The following is an 18,249-nucleotide window of genomic DNA, read 5'->3' as shown; positions in this document are numbered from 1 at the left end:
GCCATGAAAATCCTCCTTCTCGATGCCGAAGCCTGCGGCGTCATGCGCGTCAAGCTGGCCGACCTGCTGCTCGACGCCGTGGCGCACGGCGCATCGCCCGACCCCGCCGCCATTCCCCACGGCCGCCACGTGCAGCGCTACTGGGAAGACGTGGGCGCGGCCATCGCCGCCGGCACGCGCGTGCTGCTGGCCGCCGCGCACGACGGCGCACTGCTTGGCACCGTGCAGCTGGACCTGTGCCAGCGCCCGGATGGCCAGCATCTCGCATTCGTCCGGGCGCTGATGGTGCACAGCCGCGCGCGCCGGCGCGGCATCGGCGGCGTGCTGCTGCGCGCGGTGGAAGCGGAGGCGCGCGCGCTGGGGCGCGGCGAACTGCGCCTCGTGGCGCTGGCCGGCAGCGGCGCGGAAGGCTTGATCCGCGACCTCGGCTACGCGCGCGCGGGCGATGCAGCCAGCGCGATGGCCGAGTACACGAAAACCCTGACGATGCCGGAGGCCGCATGATCCCGGGCGAATACTTCCTCGACGACGGCGACGTCGTCCTCAACGCGGGCCGGCGCACGGTCACGCTCGTCGTCGCGAACGCGGGCGACCGCCCGGTGCAGGTCGGCTCGCACTACCATTTCCACGAGGCGAACGACGCGTTGCAGTTCGACCGTGCGCTCGCGCGCGGCATGCGCCTGAACATCGCGGCCGGCACCGCCGTGCGCTTCGAGCCGGGCCAGCGACGCACCGTCGAACTGGTCGACCTCGCGGGCGACCGCGTGGTGCACGGCTTCCAGGGCCGCATCGGCGGTCCGCTCGACGGAGGTGCGTAAATGGTGACGATCAGCCGCCAGGCCTATGCCGACATGTACGGCCCCACGACGGGCGACCGCATCCGCCTCGCCGACACGGACCTCGTCATCGAGATCGAGAAGGACTACGCCATCTACGGCGAGGAAGTGAAGTTCGGCGGCGGGAAGGTGATCCGCGACGGCATGGGCCAGTCGCAGCGCGTGCGCGCGGACGTGATGGACACGGTGATCACGAACGCCGTCATCGTCGACCACTGGGGCATCGTCAAGGCCGACATCGGCATCAAGGAAGGCCGGATCGCCGCCATCGGCAAGGCGGGCAACCCGGACATCCAGCCGGGCGTGACGATCGCCATCGGCGGCGCGACGGAGATCATCGCGGGCGAGGGCATGATCGTCACGGCGGGCGGGGTCGACACGCACATCCACTTCATCTGCCCGCAGCAGATCGAGGAAGCCCTGATGTCCGGCATCACGACGATGCTGGGCGGCGGCACGGGCCCGGCGGTCGGCACGGCGGCGACGACGTGCACGCCGGGCGCCTGGCACATCGAGTCGATGCTGCGGGCGGCAGACGCGTTCCCGATGAACCTCGGCTTCTTCGGCAAGGGCAACGTGAGCGCCGCGCGTCCGCTGGAAGAACAGATCGAGGCCGGCGCCGTGGGCCTGAAGCTGCACGAGGACTGGGGCAGCACGCCGGCCGCCATCGACAGCTGCCTGTCCGTGGCGGAGCGCATGGACATCCAGGTTGCCCTCCATTCGGACACGCTGAACGAGGCTGGCTTCCTCGAGTCGACGCTGGCCGCGTTCAAGGACCGCACGATCCACACGTTCCACACGGAGGGCGCGGGCGGTGGGCACGCGCCGGACATCATCGCCGCCGTCGGCCGCGACAACGTGTTGCCGTCGTCGACGAATCCCACGCGACCGTACACGGTGAACACGCTGGACGAGCACCTGGACATGCTGATGGTGTGCCACCACCTCGACCCCGCGATCGCGGAAGACGTGGCGTTCGCGGAATCGCGCATCCGCCGCGAGACCATCGCCGCCGAGGACATCCTGCACGATATCGGCGCCATCTCGATGATGTCGTCCGACTCGCAGGCGATGGGCCGCGTGGGCGAGACGATCACGCGCACGTGGCAGACGGCGCACAAGATGAAGGTCCAGCGCGGCCCGCTCGACGGCGACACGTCCCGCAGCGACAACGCGCGCGTTAAGCGCTACGTGGCGAAGTACACGATCAATCCCGCCATCACGCACGGCATCGCGCACGCGGTCGGCTCGCTGGAGCCGGGCAAGATCGCCGACATCGTGCTGTGGCGGCCCGCGTTCTTCGGCGTGAAGCCGTCGATGATCCTGAAGGGCGGGATGATCGCGGCGAGCCTGATGGGTGACCCGAACGCGTCGATTCCGACGCCGCAGCCCGTGCACTACCGGCCCATGTTCGGCGCCTTCGGCGGCGGTCTGCGCACGTCGTTCACGTTCGTGTCGCAGGCCGCGTTCGACCTTGGTGTCGCGCAGCGGCTGGGGCTTTCCAAGACCGTGATCCCCGTGCGCGCGACGCGCGGGCTGCGCAAGCGCGACATGATCCACAACGGGGCGGCGCCGCACATGGAAGTCGACCCGGAGACGTACGAAGTGCGTGCGGACGGGCGGCTGCTCGTGTGCGAACCGGCTGCCGTGCTGCCGCTGGCGCAACGTTATTTTTTGTTTTGAACCGGGTAGGGTGGACAGGAGAACCTGTCCACCCTGGCGAATTCGATGATCGGAGCTAAGATGCTGTCATTGCATACGAAGATCGCTCACGCGGACGAGGTCCACGACGAGCTCGTGCTGCCGTACGACCAGCGCGAGCGCTGCCGCCAGCGTGCGCGCCTCGCGTCCGGCGAGGAGGTCGCGCTGTTCCTCGTGCGCGGCACCGTGCTGCGCGACGGCGAGCTGCTGACGGGCGAGGGCGGGCGCGTCGTGCGCGTCGTCGCGGCGCTCGAACCCACGTACGTCGTGCGCTGCGAGACGCCCACCATGCTCGCGCGCTGCGCCTTCCACCTCGGGAACCGCCACACGCAGGTGCAGGTGGGGCCACACTGGCTGCGCATCCGCGTCGATCCCGTGCTGAAGGAGATGGTGCTGGGCCTCGGCGCGCAGGTCGACGAGGAACAGGCGAAGTTCGAGCCGGAACCGGGCGCCTATGCCGGCCACGGACACGGCCACGATGGCCACCACGGCCACGGCGGCGGGCTGCTTGCGCCCGTGCCGGTGCGCCAGAAGATCCACCGGCCGGCCGACCTGGCAACGGACGCATGAACGCGGCGAGCCTGCTGCACCTGCTGCAGTTCGCGAGCCCCGCGCTGCCGATCGGTGGTTACAGTTACTCGCAAGGACTGGAGGCCGCGATCGAGGCCGGGAGCGTGCACGATGCGGCGAGCGCCCATGCCTGGATCGAGCGCTGCCTGGACGAAGTACAGGCCCGCTGGGACGGCCCGCTGCTGTGGCGCCTGATGCAGGCGTACGCCGCGCGCGACATGGCCGCCGTCGCCGACTGGAGCGCGTGCTACCTCGCGTCGCGCGACACGGCCGAGCTGCGCGCGGAGACCGTGCAGATGGGGTATTCGCTCACGCGGCTGCTCGCGGACCTGGGCGTCGCGGACGCCGGCCCGCTGGGCGACGACGTGCCGCTGCCGGCCGCCTACGCGTGCGCCGTGTGCGCGCTGGGTATCCCGCACGAGGAGGCGCTGCTCGCGCAGCTGTTCGCCTGGGCCGAGAACCAGGTGCTCGTGTGCGTGAAGTCCGTGCCGCTGGGGCAGGTGGCGGGGCAGCGCCTGCTGCTGGCGCTTCGCCCCGAACTCGAGCGCGCGGCCGCCACGGCGCGCGGCTTGCCCGACGAGGCGCTGTCGAACTGGGCCCCCGGCCTGTCCATGCTGTCGATGCGGCACGAGGTGCAGCATGGGCGGTTGTATCGTTCCTGAAGGAGGCAAACACCATGACATCGAATCCCCTACGCGTAGGCATCGGCGGCCCCGTCGGCTCCGGCAAGACTGCGCTGTGCGAACTGCTGTGCCGGCGCATGCGCGCGCACTACGACATGGCCGTCATCACCAACGACATCTACACGCGCGAAGACATGGAGATCCTGCTGCGCGCCGAGGCGCTGCCGCCGGAGCGGCTGATGGGCGTGGAGACGGGCGGCTGTCCGCACACGGCCATCCGCGAGGACGCGTCCATCAACCTGGAAGCCATCGCCCGCCTGCAGGCCGAATTCCCGGCGCTGGAACTGGTGCTGGTGGAGTCCGGCGGCGACAACCTGGCCGCCACGTTCAGCCCGGAGCTGTCGGACCTCACCCTGTACGTGATCGACGTGGCGGGCGGCGAAAAGATCCCGCGCAAGGGTGGCCCCGGCATCACGCGCTCCGACCTCCTCATCATCAACAAGACGGACCTGGCGCCGCACGTGGGCGCGAACCTGGACGTGATGGCGGCCGACGCGCGCCGCCAGCGCGGCAGCCGGCCGTTCGTGTTCACGAACCTGCGCACGGGCGACGGCGTGGACGACGTCGTCGACTTCATCCGCGAGCAGGGATTGCTCGACCAATGACATTGCCACCCATCGAAAGGAACATCATGAACGGGAATGACGATATGGGCGGCCGCGCGCCGGCCGGGTCGCGGCTGGGCGCCGCGGCGATCATGCTGGCGGGCCTGGCCGTCGCGCTGCCCGCCGCGGCGCATCCGGGCCATGCGGAAACGGGCTTCGCGGCCGGCCTGCTGCATCCGTTGACCGGGCTGGATCACCTGCTCGCCCTGCTGGCCGTCGGCCTGTGGAGCCGCACGCAGCGCCACGGCGCCGTGCTGCCGGCCGTGTTCCTCGCGCTGATGGCGGCGGGCGCCGCGTGCGCAGATGCGGGCCTCGTGTTGCCGGCGCTGGAGACGTCGATCGCCGCCACCGTGCTGCTGCTGGGCGGGCTCGTCGCGTGCGCGCCGAGCTGGCAGCGGCGCGTGCCGCCGCAGCTGGCGGTCGTCGTCGTGGGAAGCTGTGCCGTGCTGCACGGTCTGGCGCATGGCCGCGAGCTGGCGGGGACGGCGAGCGGCGCCGGCTTCCTGCTCGCGAGCGGCGCGCTGATGCTGGCGGGCGCGCTGCCGGGCGCGCGCGTGCGGCGCTGGGCCGGCGCCGCGATCGGTGCAGCGGGCTTATGTCTGCTTGCGGGGTTCGTCTGACGGCGGCGCCGGGTCGGCCAGGCGGATCGGCGCGGCTTCCTGGGGATACAGCGCGCGCACCCCGTCGTACGCCTGCGCGACGGCAGCCATGTCGGCCGCTTCGTCGCCCGTCAGCGTCAGGGTGCGCGTGACGTCGACGACTTTCTTGCCGTAGTCCAGCGCGACGAGCAGCACGGGCACGTCGGCGGCCAGCGCGATGCGGTAGAAGCCGCTCTTCCAGTACGGCCGGTAGCTGCGCGTGCCCTCCGGCGTGATGGCGAGCCAGAACCACGGCGCCGCGCGCATCGTCTGCGCGAGGCGCACGATCGCGCCCTGCGGCGCGCTGCGGTCGACGGCGACGCCGCCCCAGTAGCGCATCAGGACGCCCATCGGGCCGCGGAACAGAGAATCCTTCGCGAGCCAGCGGAAATGCAGCCCGACGGCCCATTTGGCGAGCAGGCCGATGGGGAAATCCCAGTTCGACGTGTGCGGATACACGACGACGATGCCGTGCGGGCCGGGCAGCGGTTTGAAACGCAGGGTCCAGCCGAGCGCGTTCAGCAGGCGCAGCGCCATGCGCTGGCGCCAGGTCGGCAGCGCCGCGGGGCGCGTCAGGTATTCGTCCATGTTCTATGTCTCGACAGCGTTATGACCAGGCCTTGTCCCGGTAATTTCCATTGTGCCCTGGCAAGCAAACCGGGCATTTTATAGCGCCCCCGGGAGGGGGACAAGCGAAAAAACTGGAAGCGTTGCGGCCCCGTCGGTATCATCCTTGCCTCTCGAACAAGGATTTTCAAGATGGCCATCACGATTTTTCACAACACGCGCTGCGGCACGTCGCGCACCACGCTGGAGACCATCCGCGCTGCCGGCGTCGAACCGCGTGTCGTCGACTATCTCGCGCAGCCGCCGTCGCGCGACGAATTGCGGGACCTCATTGCGCGCGCGGGCCTGTCCGTGCGCGACGCCGTGCGCAGCAAGGAAGCGCTGTTCGCGGCGCTGGGACTGGACGACCCGGCGACGACGGACGACGCGCTGCTGGACGCGATGGTCGCGCATCCGATCCTGATCAACCGGCCGTTCGTCGTGACGCCGAAAGGCGTGCGCCTGTGCCGGCCCGCCGAGCTGGTGCGCGAGATCCTGTAAGACACACCGGGAGGGCGGCGCGGGGCCCTCCGTGCCGGCAGGCGTCGATCTCGACGGCCTCTTGTGCTATAGTCGTCCGCGATGAATTGGGAACGTTTCCAATTCCGCGCACACAACGACGGGAGACACGATGACGACGAGACGGGACGCGATGCGGCTGCTGGGTGCCGCCACGTTGGCGGGCGGGCAGGTGGCAGCGGCGGGCCGGTCCTCGGCCGCGCCGGCGGGACGGCAGGGCGCGGCAACGAAGGAGACGGCGTGGCAAGTCGTCACGTCCGCGCCGGGCACCGAGCGCTTCATGGCGCGTCCGCTCGGCGCGTTCCAGCCGGCGGGCCAGCCGCCCGAGACGGACATCGACGTGTTCGTGGACACGACCCGGCGCTTCCAGGAAGTGTTCGGCTTCGGTGGCGCCATGACGGATGCCGTCGCCGAAGTCCACGCGGCGCTGGCGCCAAGCGCGCAGCAGGCGTTCCTGGCCGCGTATTTCGATCCGCGCGCGGGCCTGGGCTACAGCGTGCTGCGCACGACGATCCACAGTTCCGATTTCGGCAGCCGCAGCTACACGTACGTGCGCGACGGCGACACGGCGCTCGCATCGTTCAGCATCGCTCCCGACCTCAAGCTGCGCGTGCCGCTGCTGCGGGCGGCGCTGGCGGCGGGGCGGGCACACGGCACGGACGTGCGCGTGTTCGCGAGCCCGTGGAGCGCGCCCGCGTGGATGAAGTCCAACGGCAGCATGCTGGGCGGCGGTACCTTGCTGCCCGCGTACCGCGACACGTGGGCGCGCTACGTCGTGAAATTCGTGCAGGCATACGAAGGCGCGGGCGTGCCGCTGTGGGGCCTGTCCGTGCAGAACGAGCCGATGGCGAAGCAGACGTGGGAATCGATGGTCTTCACCGCGGAGGACGAGACGCGCTATCTCGCCGACCACCTGGGGCCCGCGCTGCGGGCGGCAGGCCTGGGCAGCCGCAAGATCATCGTGTGGGACCACAACCGCGACCTGCTGCCGCAGCGCGCGGCGCACATCCTGTCCGACCCGAAGGCGCGGCCTTATGTGTGGGGCGTGGGCTACCACTGGTACGAGACGTGGGCGGGCGGGGAGCCGATGCACGCCAACGTGGCCGCCGTGCACGAGGCGTGGCCGGACGTGAACCTGTTGATGACGGAAGGCTGCATCGAGAAATTCGACGCGGCGCGCCTGCAGGACTGGGCCAACGGCGAGCGCTACGCGAGCCAGATGATCGCCGACCTGAACGCGGGCGCCTGCGGCTGGGTCGACTGGAACATGCTGCTCGACAGCCGCGGCGGCCCGAACCACAAGAACAATTTCTGCTTCGCGCCGCTGCATGCGAGTGCCGACGGCCAGCTCGTGTTCACGCCCATCTACACGGCGATCGGCCACTTCAGCCGCTACATCCGGCCGCGCGCGCACCGCGTGAGCGCCGCCACGAGCCGCAGCACCCTGGCCGCGACGGCGTTCCGCAACGCCGACGGCACGCTCGCCGTCGTCGTCATGAACCGCAGCGACGCGCCGCAGCGCTACCGCCTGTTCGTCGACCGGAAGGAAGCGGCGGTCGAGATCCCGGCCAGGGGGCTCCAGACCATCGTCGGCTGAGCGGCGCGCACCCGCATCGCATATCCTGTCCGCTGCCTGCACGAAAGCCGCACTTCAGTTACATTGTGCGGCAAGACCCATGTCGGAAGACCAGGCGGACTCGTCCGGTCTTGAAAATACGGGTATATACACTTACATTGGCGTTCCGTAGCCACAGGAGATTGTGATGAGCCGTAAGACCCCCATCGAGCGTTACCGCAACATCGGCATCAGTGCCCACATCGATGCCGGCAAGACCACGACCACGGAGCGCATCCTGTTCTACACCGGCGTCAACCACAAGATCGGCGAGGTGCACAACGGCGCGGCGACGATGGACTGGATGGAACAGGAACAGGAACGCGGCATCACGATCACGTCGGCCGCGACGACGGCGTTCTGGAAGGGCATGGGCGGCAATTTCGCCGAGCATCGCATCAACATCATCGACACGCCGGGCCACGTCGACTTCACGATCGAGGTCGAGCGCTCGATGCGCGTGCTCGACGGCGCCGTCATGGTCTACGATGCCGTCGGCGGCGTGCAGCCGCAGTCGGAAACCGTGTGGCGCCAGGCGAACAAGTACAAGGTGCCGCGCATCGCGTTCGTCAACAAGATGGACCGCGTGGGCGCCGACTTCTTCCGCGTCCAGCAGCAGATCAAGGACCGGCTGAAGGGCAACGCCGTGCCGATCCAGATCCCGCTTGGCGCGGAAGAGCACTTCGAGGGCGTGATCGACCTCGTCAAGATGCGCGCCATCCGCTGGGACGACGCGAGCCAGGGCGTGCGCTTCACCTACGAAGACATCCCGGACGACCTGCAGGCGCTGGCGCAGACGTGGCGCGAGCACATGATCGAGGTGGCGGCCGACGCGACACCGGAACTGACGGAGAAATACCTGAACGGCGAGGAACTCACGGAAGACGAGATCAAGGCCGCGCTGCGCGCACGCACGATCGCGGGCGAGATCGTCCCGATGCTGGCCGGCTCCGCCTTCAAGAACAAGGGCGTGCAGGCGATGCTGGACGCCGTCGTCGAATACCTGCCGTCGCCGGTGGACGTGCCGGCGATCGCCGGCCACGATGAGGACGACCGTCCGCTGGAGCGGCATCCGCTTGATTCCGAGCCGTTCTCCGCGCTCGCCTTCAAGATCATGACCGACCCGTTCGTCGGCCAGCTGACGTTCTTCCGCGTGTACTCGGGCGTCGTGAATTCCGGCGACACCGTCTACAACCCGACCAAGGGCCAGAAGGAGCGCCTGGGCCGCATCCTGCAGATGCACGCGAACGAGCGCAAGGAGATCAAGGAGGTGTTCGCGGGCGACATCGCGGCTGCCGTCGGCTTGAAGGGCGTGACGACCGGCGACACGCTGTCCGATCCGGACCAGGTCATCGTGCTGGAAAAGATGTCGTTCCCGGAACCGGTGATCTCGCAGGCCGTCGAGCCGAAGACGAAGGCCGACCAGGAGAAGATGGGCATCGCCCTGTCGCGCCTCGCGCAGGAAGACCCGTCGTTCCGCGTGCGCACGGACGAGGAATCGGGCCAGACGATCATGTCCGGCATGGGCGAGCTGCACCTCGAGATCCTCGTCGACCGGATGAAGCGCGAGTTCGGCGTCGAGGCGACGGTCGGCAAGCCGCAGGTGGCGTACCGCGAGACGATCCAGAAGACCGTGGAAAACATCGAGGGCAAGTTCGTCAAGCAGTCGGGCGGCAAGGGCCAGTACGGCCACGTCGTGCTGAAGCTCGAGCCGATGGAGCCGGGCAAGGGTTACGAGTTCGTCGACGCGATCAAGGGCGGCGTCGTGCCGCGCGAGTACATCCCCGCGGTCGACAAGGGCATCCAGGAGACCTTGCAGGCCGGCGTGCTCGCGGGCTACCCCGTCGTCGACGTGCGCGCCACGTTGACCTTCGGCTCGTACCACGACGTCGACTCGAACGAGAACGCGTTCCGCGTGGCGGCGTCGATGGCGTTCAAGGACGGGATGCGCAAGGCGGCGCCGGAACTGCTCGAGCCGATGATGCAGGTCGAGGTCGAGACGCCGGAGGAATTCACGGGGAACGTGATGGGCGACTTGTCGACCCGGCGCGGGGTCGTGCAGGGCATGGACGAGATCCCGGGCGGCGGCGGGAAGCTGATCGACGCCGTCGTGCCGCTGGCGGAGATGTTCGGCTACTCGACCACGCTGCGCTCGCTGACGCAGGGCCGCGCCACGTACACGATGGAGTTCAAGCACTACGCGGCGGTGCCCAAGCACATCCTCGACCAGATCGCGACGGCCAGGGCCGCGAAATAATCCGCCCACGCGTAACGCCGCGTCGACGCAAACGTCCGCGTGGGCACGGGGTGCCCACCCTACGATATCGACGCATTGCCGTAGCGCACGCACGACCATGGAGACTACGATGAAGACACTGCCCCTGCCTTCCGGCCGCACGATCCCCATCCTCGGCCAGGGCACGTGGAACATGGGCGAAGACCCGTCCGCGCGCCCGGCCGAGGTGGCCGCGCTGCGGCTCGGCCTGGACCTCGGCATGACGCTCGTGGACACGGCCGAGATGTACGGCGAGGGCGGCGCAGAGGAGGTCGTCGGCGAGGCGATCGCCGGCCGGCGCGACGACGTGTTCCTGGTCAGTAAGGTGTATCCGCACAACGCCTCGCGCGCGGGCGTGCGCGCCGCGTGCGAGCGCAGCCTGCGACGGCTGCGCACGGACTGTCTCGACCTGTACCTGCTGCACTGGCGCGGCGGCGTGCCGCTGGCGGAGACGCTGGAGGCGTTCGTGCGCCTGCAGGAAGAAGGCAAGATCCGCGATTACGGTGTCTCGAACTTCGACACGGACGACATGCTGGAAGCGGCGGCGCTGCCGGAAGGCGGGGCGATCGCCGCGAACCAGGTGCTGTACAACCTGGTCAAGCGCGGCATCGAATGGGATCTGCTGCCGTGGTGCCGCGACCGGGGCATCCCGGTGATGGCCTACTCGCCGCTCGAATCGACGCCGGCCGAGCAGCGCGCGCTGCTGGGGCGTCCGCAGCTGGCGGAGGTGGCGCGCCGCCACGATGCGACGCCGGCCCAGGTGGCGCTCGCGTGGCTGCTGCGCCAGGACGGCGTCGTCACGATTCCCAAAGCCGTGCAGCCGGCCCACGTGCGCGCCAACCGCGCCGCGCTGGACCTCGCGCCGCGCCTCGGCCCGGACGACCGCGCGCTGCTGGACGCGGCCTTTCCGCCACCGGCACGCCGCCGTCCGCTGGCGATGCGCTGAACGCGGCGCTCGGTGCGTCCCTCCCTCAGTGCCGCGCGCAACCCGGCGCCCGCGTGCCCGCGGCTGGGTCGTCGCGGTGGCCGCCCAGCCACGCGAGGAGGTCGTTCGATGCGAGCGGGCGGCTGAACAGATAGCCTTGCCCCTTCGCGCACGCCTGCGCGCGCACGGCGGCGGCCTGCGCCTCCGTCTCGATGCCTTCGGCCACCGTGTTCATGCCGAGGCTTTGCGCCACCTTCACCGTCGCCTCGATCAGCACGCGGTGGTGGTGGCTCGTGTCGGCCTGCGCCACGAACGAGCGGTCGATCTTGACCGTATCGACGGGGAGCAGGTGCAGGCTCGAGAGCGACGAATAACCGGTGCCGAAATCGTCCAGCGCCAACGTGACGCCGATGGCCTTCAGTTCGTGCAGCCGCTGCTGCACGTGCTGGTCCTGCGCCGCGAGGCTTTCGGTCACTTCCAGCTGCAGCTGCTCCGGGCGCATGCCGTTCTGCGCGAGCACGTCGCGCACGATGTGCGGGAAGCCTGGTTCCGCGAGCTGTGCGCGCGACAGGTTCACCGCGAGCAGCCGCGGCGCCTCTTCGCCCAGAGCGCGCTGCCACGCGGCGAAGTCGCTGCAGGCGCGGCGCAGCACGAAGTCGCCCAGCGGGGCGATGAGCCCCGATTCTTCCGCGACGGGGATGAATTCGAACGGGGGCACGACGCCCCGGATGGGATGCTGCCAGCGCACGAGCGCCTCGACGCCGGCGGCAACGTCGGTGGCGCCATCCGCGCGCAGGCCGACGACGGGCTGGTAGACGACGAACAGCTGGTCTTCCAGCAGCGCGAGGCGCAGTTCCGACTCGATGTCGGCGCGACGCGCGGCCTTCTCGCGCATCGCCGTCTCGAACGCGACCCAGCGGGCGCCGCCGACGCGCTTCGCTTCCACCATCGCGATGCTGGCGTCGCGCAGCATCTCGCCGGCGCCGGCGGCGGCGTCGCCGCTCCACACGACGCCCATGCTCAGCTTGCACGTGACGTCCTGGCCCGCCAGCGCGTGCGGCCGCGCGAGCGCGTCGAGCAGGCGCGTGGCCACGCGTTCGGCGTCCGCGCGGGCGCGCAGGCCGTCCAGCACGACGGCGAATTCGTCGGCGCCGACGCGGGCCGCCATCTGGCCGCTGCCCGCGTGCGGATCGATGCGGTCGCTCGGCGGGCGCAAGGTGGCGCGGATGCGTTCGCCGATCTGCACGAGCAGGGCATCGCCGGTGTCCTGGCCGAGCGCGTCGTTGATCTGGCGGAAGCGGTCGCAATTCAGGAACAACAGGGCGAACCCCGCGCCCGCCGCCGCGGGCCGGTCCAGCATCTGCTGCAGCTGTTCCAGCATCGCTTCGCGGTTCGGCATGCGCGTCAGCGCGTCCGTGCGGGCCTGGCGTTCCAGGCGGCGCGCCAGCCGGTCCTGCTCGCGCCGCATGTCGGCGGTGGCGTCGGTGACGGTCGCCATCAGCCGGGTGCCGTCGAGCTTCAGGACGCTCAGCGCCAGCACTTGTGGCCCGCCTTCCGCGGCGGCGCTGCCCAGCGCCACGCGCAGGCCCTCGCACACGACGCCCGATGGCTGCTCGAATGCGCCCGTCAGCGCGCGCAGCTGCGGCGCCACGTCCTCCAGGACGGTGAACAGGTTGTCCAGGCTGCCGTCGCGCGCGAGCGGCATCAGGAGGTTCGACGACATCGGGTTCAGCATGTCGACCGTGCCGTCCAGGCCCGTCTGAACGAGGCCGATGGGCGCGCGGTACAGGAACTGGACGAGGGCCTCGTAGGCGTCGGATTTGTTCGTATCCATCATGGCCTCGCTGCGCGAGTATCGTGGGTAGAAGGCGCGCCGTCCGCGTGGGCCGTCACGTCGGCCAGCACGGCCATCAGGCGCGCTTCGTCGAGTTTCAGCAGGGTGAGGCGTGTCGCCCGCGCGTCGGGGCCGCCCAAGGGGATGCGCAGGCCGTCGCACACCATGCCGTGCGTTCGCGTGAATGCCGCGCACAGGTCGCGCAGCCCGGGCGCGACGCCGGCCAGCGCATCGAACAGGTTCGCGAGGTTGCCGTCGCGCTGCAGCGGCATCAGGAGTTGGGCCGCGGCGGGGTTGATCATGACGATCCTGCCGTCGGACGCCGTCTGCACGAGGCCCACCGGCGCCAGGTACAGGAACTGCATCAGGGCCTCGTGCTCGGCGGCGAGGCGCAGGTAGGCGTGGGAGTCTACGCCGGCCGTCATTGCTTGCGCTGCACGAGGACGTAGCGGACGGGGACGCCAGGTGCGGCCAGCAGCCGCAGGGCCACCTTCACTGGGCGCATGCGCAAGGTGAGCACGTAGGCGATCGTGTCGTCGAGTGCCGTCCCGTCGTCCTCGGCATCCTCGAACCGCTGCGCCACCATGGAATTGTTGAGGCACGGCGCGACGTTCGTGAACAGCGGCTGGCCCAGCACGCCCGCGGGCGTGAGGCCGGCGGCACTGGCCTCGAAGCGGTTGTAGCGGCAGACGCAGGTCGCGTCGTCGAACCCGATCACCCCGAAGTCGAGGCGATCGAGCTCGTCCGCGGACAGCAGCGCGAGATGGGCCAGCAGGTTCGGCGTGTCGAAGGTCAATTCAGTGGCGGTCATCGGGTCTCCGCAGACTGTGTCGGTCATGTTGCAAACAGGAAATCCATAGTGACATGGCATCATGTCTCTGTCAAATCAATCGTATGCATACGTGACATTTGCGCACGCGTTTGACAGGTGCGGCGGCGCCCGTCAAAGTCTGCGCTCCCGCCATATCGCGAGACACCATGTCCGAACGAGATCATTCTGCAACAAATCATGCCGGCAGCGGCGCGTGGTGGACGCGCGGGAATTTCCTCGAGCGCGTCGTGACGGACCTGCTCGCGGCCGAACTGGGCCGGATGCGGCCCGGCCGTCCGCCACCGGCGGCGCCGTGGGCGCCGGGCGTCGAGTTCGTGCGCGACCTCGGTGCCGACTCGCTCGACCTGATGGGCCTCGGCGCGGCGCTGGTCGACACCCTGCACCTCGACGCCGGCATCGACGAGCTGCTGCTGGCGCGGCCCCGCCTCGCCGGCTGGATCGAGAGCGCGCGCGCCGGGTTGGACGCATCCGGCCTTGCGCTGACCTTCCGCACGTCCGGCAGCAGCGGCGACCCGAAGCGCTGCACGCATGCGCTCGCGACGCTGGCGCAGGAAGCGGCCGCACTGGCCGCGCTGGCACCGGGCCGGCGCCGCATCCTGACCGCCGTGCCCAGCCACCACATCTACGGTTTCCTGTTCACGGTGCTGCTGCCGCAGCGGCTCGGCGACCTGGCCGTGATCGATATCCGCCACGCCGCACCCTCCGCGCTGGCCGGCCTGGTGCGCGCGGGTGACCTGGTCGTGGCGCATCCGGCCTGGTGGGAAGCGGCCGCGCAGTGCGCGCCCGCGTTCGCGGAGGACGTCGTCGGCGTGACGTCGACGGCACCCTGTCCGGAAGCGCTTGCCGATGCGCTGGCGGCTGCGGGCCTGCGCCTGCTGCAGGTGTACGGCAGCTCGGAAACGGCGGGCGTGGGCTGGCGCGACGGGGCCGACACGCCGTTCGCACTGCTGCCGCACTGGACCCGCGCGGACGATTCCGATGCCCTGCTGCGCATGCTGCCCGACGGGTCGACGCGCTCCTATCCTCTGCAGGACCGCCTGGATTGGACGGACGCGACTCACTTCCTGCCGGCCGGCCGCATCGACGCCGCCGTGCAGGTGGGCGGTACGAACGTGTTCCCGGCCTATGTCGCCGACGTGCTCGCGCAACATCCGCACGTGCGCGAGGCCGCCGTGCGCCTGATGCGCCCGGACGAGGGACGGCGGTTGAAAGCGTATGTGGTGGCACGACCCGGTGCGGACGTGGCCGCGTTGCGCGCCGGGTTGCCGGCGTGGGCCCGGCAGCGCCTGGCGCCGCCCGAGTGCCCGGTTGCCTGGACGTTCGGCCCGGGCCTGCCGCGCCAGGCCAGCGGCAAGCCGGCCGACTGGATCATCGACGCGGTGCCGTGACGGGCACCACCGCCCCCATGTACGCGTCGAGGAAGGCCTGCGGCATGCGGCGCGGGCGGCCGCTCGAGAGTTCGATGCACACGAGATCCCAGCGGCCGCGCAGCACCGTCGCGCCATCGGACTCGCGCACGAGCTGGAAGCGGCGTTCCATGGCGAGCTTGCCGTCGCCCGCGACGAGCCACGTGCCCAGCACGAGTAGGTCGCCGGCGAACGTCGGCAGCAGGTAATCGTATTCGCCGCGCCGGATCGCCATCGCGCGGTCCAGCCGCCGGTAGTCGCCCAGCGTGAGGCCCAGGGCCTCCGAATGCGCCCACCCCGCCTGTTCGCACCAGCGCACATAGACGGCGTTGTTCGTGTGATTCAGCCCGTCGATGTCGGCCGCCTGCGGCACGCGTGGCAGCGTGAACGGGTGGGGGTAATCCCAGTCCAAGATGCCCGTCCCGTACTCAGTGCGCCGTCATGGCCTGCCGGATCGCCACGCAGCGCTGGTCTTCCTGCAGCGTGTCGAGCAGGGCGCGCCGGGTGCCGGCCGACAGGGCCTGGTCGGCATCGGCCGCCGCCTGCAGGCGCTTGACGCTGTCGGTCGTGCAGCCCGCCGGGATCAACGTGGGCCCGTAGGCGCGCATGTACACGGGGCCCGCGGCCTTGTCGAGCTGCGGCAGACCTGCAAAGCGCGCGGCGGCCGTCTGTTCGCCGAGCAGGTGCTGCTCGGCCGGGTACAGATGCTCCATCGCCGTGCGCACCTTCGAGAACGGCAGCTTCGTCTGCAGGTCGTGCACGGTGTTCAACCATTCCATCTTGACGGCCGCGTCGGGGCGGCTGACGACGGCGGACAGCGCGGCGGCCTGGCCGGAGTCGGACTTGTCGCGCGCCTGCTCGGTCTCGACGAGGGCGGCCGCGCCCGGATAGCCATAGCGGTTCAGGCGGCCGATGATGGACCAGCGCAGGTCCTGGTTGATCGCGAGGCCGTCGACTTTCTCCTTGCCGTCGAGGAGGGCAGCCAGGCGGTCCAGCGCGTGGCGCGAACTCGCCAGCGCGACGTAGGCGCCGAACCAGCGGCGCTGGAAGTTGTCGTCGTCCTTGTTCGCCTCCGTGGCGGTCCACGCCATGTCTTCCAGCTGGCGCGTGACGGCCTGCGCGTACGGCGCCTGCGGGTCCATCAGGTCGAGGTAGCGCTTCGAGGCCGCGACCTTGCCCAGCACGTCGCCGAGCAGCGTGTAGTCCTTTTCTTGCGGCGCATTGTTCAGCGCCGTGGCCAGGAAATCGTTCAGCGGCAGCTTGGCGTCGCGCACGCCGTCCCACAGGCTTTGCCACAGCATCGCGCGCAGCAGCGGGTCGTCGACGGCGGCGAGATGCGTGCGCGCGCTGTCGAACGAGCGCGGGTCGAGCTGCACCTTCACGAAGCCCCAGTCGCCGTAGTTCGGGTAGACGAGGTCCGGGCATGCGGCGCCGTTCAGCGCCGGCACGGCCGTTTGCGCGCCCTTGTACGTGACGGCGACGTTGCGTTCGAGCTTGTACTCCTTCCCGGCCAGGCGGAACGCGGCCACCTGCACGCGCTGTTCGCGCAACGTGGGCAGGGCCTTGCTCTGCGCCGTCTGCGTCAGCGTGAAACCGGCGATCTTGCCGCCCTTGCACGTGTAGTTCGCGGCGATCGTGTTCACGCCGGGCTCGTACAACCATTCGCGCGTCCATCCCGTGAGGTCGCGTCCAGCCGCCTGGCCCAGGCTCTTGATGAAGTCGTCCAGCTTCGCGTTGCGGTACTGGTACTTCACGAGATAGTTGTGCACGCCCTTGCGGAACACGTCGGCGCCCAGCAGGTGGCGCAGCTGCATCAGGGTGGAGGCGCCCTTCGAGTAGGTGATGGCGTCGATGTTGTCGAACGCGTTGCGCGTGGACGGCACCGGCACTTCGATCGGGTGCGTCGTCGTGCGCTGGTCCTGGTTGTATGCGTTCTGCTTGCCTTCGGAGTAGAAGGCGCGCCACGCGTCCTTGAATTCCGTCGACTCGGCCGTCGCGAGGGTGCCCATGAACGACGCGAAGCTTTCGTTCAGCCACAGGCCGTTCCACCACTGCATCGTGACGAGGTCGCCGAACCACTGGTGCGCCATCTCGTGCATGATGACGGAGGCGAGGCGCGCGCGCTGCTCCGCCGTCATGTCGGCCTTGTACATGAAGCCGCGCTCCGCGAACGTGATCGCGGCCGCGTTTTCCATCGCCCCGTACAGGAAGTCGGGCACGAGGACCTGGTCGTATTTCTCGAACTGGTAAGGGATGCCGAAGTAATCGTCGAAGAATGCGAGACCCGCCTTCGTGTACTTGAACCATTCCGCGGGCTTGATCTGCGCCGCGACCGACTGGCGCGCAAACAGGCGCATCGGATACTTGCCGCTCTTGTCTTCCCACATCGTGTACGGACCGGCGTGCATCGAAAAATTATAGGGGCTCAGCTTCTTCGTGCGGGCGAACGTCCAGCGGCGCAAGTCGCCGGCCGGGGCCACGTTCGTCTCGCGCGTCGTCGAGATCACTTGCCAGTCGGCGGGGACGCTCACCGTGACCTGGTACGTCGCCTTCAGGTCGGGCTGGTCGAACACGGCGAACATCTGGTGCGCGGCGGCCGGTTCGAAATGCGAATACGTGTAGACGCGGCCATCGACCGGGTCGACCATGCGGTGCAGGCCTTCGCCGTTCGTGCTATGCGGGCGCTCGTACGCGACGACGACCGTGTTGCGGCCTTGCGCGAGTGCCTGTGCGGGCAGCGTCATGAACCAGCCGTTGTACTGCGGCGCGACCGCCTTGCCGTTGACGGTCAGCGACTTGATCGTGGCCTTGTCCAGGTCGACGGTCAGCGGGCTGTCCGTGTCCTTCAGGTCGAAGGTCAGCGTCGTCGTGCCGTTGAACGTCTCCTTGCCGGTCAGCGTGAAGTCGAGCTGGTAGTCGACGTTCGACACGCGCGCGGCGCGGGCGGCCGCATCGGCCTGCGACAGGAAGGCGTTTTCGGCGCGCGCTGCGGGCGCGGCGGCGGCATTGGCGGTGGTGGAGGCAAACGCCAGCGCGGTGGCGACGGCGAGCGGCAGCAGGCGGGGTAGGCAGGTCTTCACGGGACTCCTTGCGACGATGAACGAAGGCGGAAGCTCGTGACCTCCGCCCGGTAGGAATCTCGCAAGAATATCATGTCGGCAATAGCATTCGTACCCGATCGGGACGAAACAGAGGGATTTTTTA

General features: G+C 69.5%; 18 protein-coding genes. 12 read left to right on the top strand and 6 right to left on the bottom strand.

Features of this window, described 5'->3' with window-relative positions; translation table 11 throughout:
- Nucleotides 1-3: 3 nt before the first annotated feature.
- Genes HAV22_RS03650 through HAV22_RS03620 form a run of 7 tightly spaced genes read left to right on the top strand, consistent with a single transcriptional unit; the run spans nt 4 to nt 5,015 of the window.
- Nucleotides 4-504: a GNAT family N-acetyltransferase gene (locus tag HAV22_RS03650; protein ID WP_166856630.1), complete on the top strand. Its 501-nt coding sequence runs from the start codon at nt 4-6 to the stop codon at nt 502-504.
- Nucleotides 501-818, top strand: coding sequence for an urease subunit beta (locus HAV22_RS03645; RefSeq protein WP_166856628.1), 318 nt, complete (start codon nt 501-503; stop codon nt 816-818). The genes HAV22_RS03650 and HAV22_RS03645 overlap by 4 nt, the downstream gene beginning before the upstream one ends.
- Nucleotides 819-2,519, top strand: coding sequence for an urease subunit alpha (gene ureC / locus HAV22_RS03640; RefSeq protein WP_166856626.1), 1,701 nt, complete (start codon nt 819-821; stop codon nt 2,517-2,519). It abuts the gene before it with no gap.
- Nucleotides 2,520-2,579: 60 nt separating this feature from the next.
- Complete coding sequence (ureE, locus tag HAV22_RS03635) at nt 2,580-3,107, top strand: urease accessory protein UreE (RefSeq protein WP_166856624.1); 528 nt, start codon at nt 2,580-2,582, stop codon at nt 3,105-3,107.
- A complete protein-coding gene (locus HAV22_RS03630; protein ID WP_166856621.1) occupies nt 3,104-3,769 on the top strand; it encodes an urease accessory protein UreF in 666 nt (221 codons plus the stop codon). Before ureE ends, HAV22_RS03630 begins: the two co-directional genes overlap by 4 nt.
- 14 nt (nt 3,770-3,783) lie before the next feature.
- Entirely contained in the window at nt 3,784-4,395 is a 612-nt protein-coding gene (gene ureG / locus HAV22_RS03625; RefSeq protein WP_166856619.1) for an urease accessory protein UreG, read from the top strand.
- A gap of 26 nt (nt 4,396-4,421) precedes the next feature.
- Complete coding sequence (locus HAV22_RS03620) at nt 4,422-5,015, top strand: HupE/UreJ family protein (RefSeq protein WP_229421057.1); 594 nt, start codon at nt 4,422-4,424, stop codon at nt 5,013-5,015.
- On the opposite strand, the gene HAV22_RS03615 is transcribed toward HAV22_RS03620, so the two are convergent.
- Nucleotides 4,989-5,621, bottom strand: coding sequence for a 1-acyl-sn-glycerol-3-phosphate acyltransferase (locus HAV22_RS03615; protein ID WP_166856616.1), 633 nt, complete (start codon nt 5,619-5,621; stop codon nt 4,989-4,991). The genes HAV22_RS03620 and HAV22_RS03615 overlap by 27 nt on opposite strands.
- Before the next feature lie 171 nt (nt 5,622-5,792).
- On the opposite strand from HAV22_RS03615, the gene arsC reads away from it, so the two are divergent.
- From arsC to HAV22_RS03595, 4 genes are all read left to right on the top strand, one after another.
- Nucleotides 5,793-6,140, top strand: coding sequence for an arsenate reductase (glutaredoxin) (gene arsC / locus HAV22_RS03610; protein WP_166856614.1), 348 nt, complete (start codon nt 5,793-5,795; stop codon nt 6,138-6,140).
- Nucleotides 6,141-6,270: 130 nt separating this feature from the next.
- Entirely contained in the window at nt 6,271-7,755 is a 1,485-nt protein-coding gene (locus tag HAV22_RS03605) for a glycoside hydrolase family 30 protein (RefSeq protein WP_208296043.1), read from the top strand.
- A gap of 166 nt (nt 7,756-7,921) precedes the next feature.
- A complete protein-coding gene (gene fusA / locus HAV22_RS03600; RefSeq protein ID WP_166856612.1) occupies nt 7,922-10,030 on the top strand; it encodes an elongation factor G in 2,109 nt (702 codons plus the stop codon).
- Nucleotides 10,031-10,139: 109 nt separating this feature from the next.
- Nucleotides 10,140-10,994 (top strand): aldo/keto reductase, encoded by an 855-nt coding sequence (locus HAV22_RS03595; protein WP_166856610.1) that lies wholly within the window; start codon nt 10,140-10,142, stop codon nt 10,992-10,994.
- A gap of 25 nt (nt 10,995-11,019) precedes the next feature.
- Here the strand turns inward: HAV22_RS03595 and HAV22_RS03590 are convergent, their stop codons facing one another.
- The 3 genes from HAV22_RS03590 to HAV22_RS03580 are packed head-to-tail and all read right to left on the bottom strand — an operon-like array spanning nt 11,020 to nt 13,618.
- Nucleotides 11,020-12,810 (bottom strand): putative bifunctional diguanylate cyclase/phosphodiesterase, encoded by a 1,791-nt coding sequence (locus HAV22_RS03590; protein WP_229421056.1) that lies wholly within the window; start codon nt 12,808-12,810, stop codon nt 11,020-11,022.
- Nucleotides 12,807-13,232, bottom strand: a complete 426-nt coding sequence (locus HAV22_RS03585; RefSeq protein ID WP_166856608.1) for a hypothetical protein — start codon at nt 13,230-13,232, stop codon at nt 12,807-12,809. Before HAV22_RS03585 ends, HAV22_RS03590 begins: the two co-directional genes overlap by 4 nt.
- Entirely contained in the window at nt 13,229-13,618 is a 390-nt protein-coding gene (locus HAV22_RS03580) for a phosphonate transporter (RefSeq protein ID WP_166856607.1), read from the bottom strand. Before HAV22_RS03580 ends, HAV22_RS03585 begins: the two co-directional genes overlap by 4 nt.
- 167 nt (nt 13,619-13,785) lie before the next feature.
- On the opposite strand from HAV22_RS03580, the gene HAV22_RS03575 reads away from it, so the two are divergent.
- The gene (locus HAV22_RS03575) at nt 13,786-15,027 is read left to right on the top strand and encodes an AMP-binding enzyme (protein ID WP_166856605.1); all 1,242 of its coding nucleotides are present in this window, start codon (nt 13,786-13,788) and stop codon (nt 15,025-15,027) included.
- Here HAV22_RS03575 and HAV22_RS03570 read toward each other — a convergent pair.
- The gene (locus HAV22_RS03570; RefSeq protein ID WP_166856603.1) at nt 15,008-15,457 is read right to left on the bottom strand and encodes an acyl-CoA thioesterase; all 450 of its coding nucleotides are present in this window, start codon (nt 15,455-15,457) and stop codon (nt 15,008-15,010) included. The genes HAV22_RS03575 and HAV22_RS03570 overlap by 20 nt on opposite strands.
- 16 nt (nt 15,458-15,473) lie before the next feature.
- Nucleotides 15,474-18,125 carry an aminopeptidase N gene (pepN, locus tag HAV22_RS03565; RefSeq protein WP_371869521.1) on the bottom strand — a complete coding sequence of 884 codons (2,652 nt, stop codon included), beginning with the start codon at nt 18,123-18,125 and terminating at the stop codon, nt 15,474-15,476.
- Between the last annotated feature and the right edge of the window lie 124 nt (nt 18,126-18,249).

The organism is Telluria antibiotica, from assembly GCF_011682055.1.
GTDB lineage: Bacteria > Pseudomonadota > Gammaproteobacteria > Burkholderiales > Burkholderiaceae_D > Telluria > Telluria antibiotica.
Note: the sequence above shows the minus strand (reverse complement) of the source record. Positions and strands in the feature narration are given on the sequence as shown.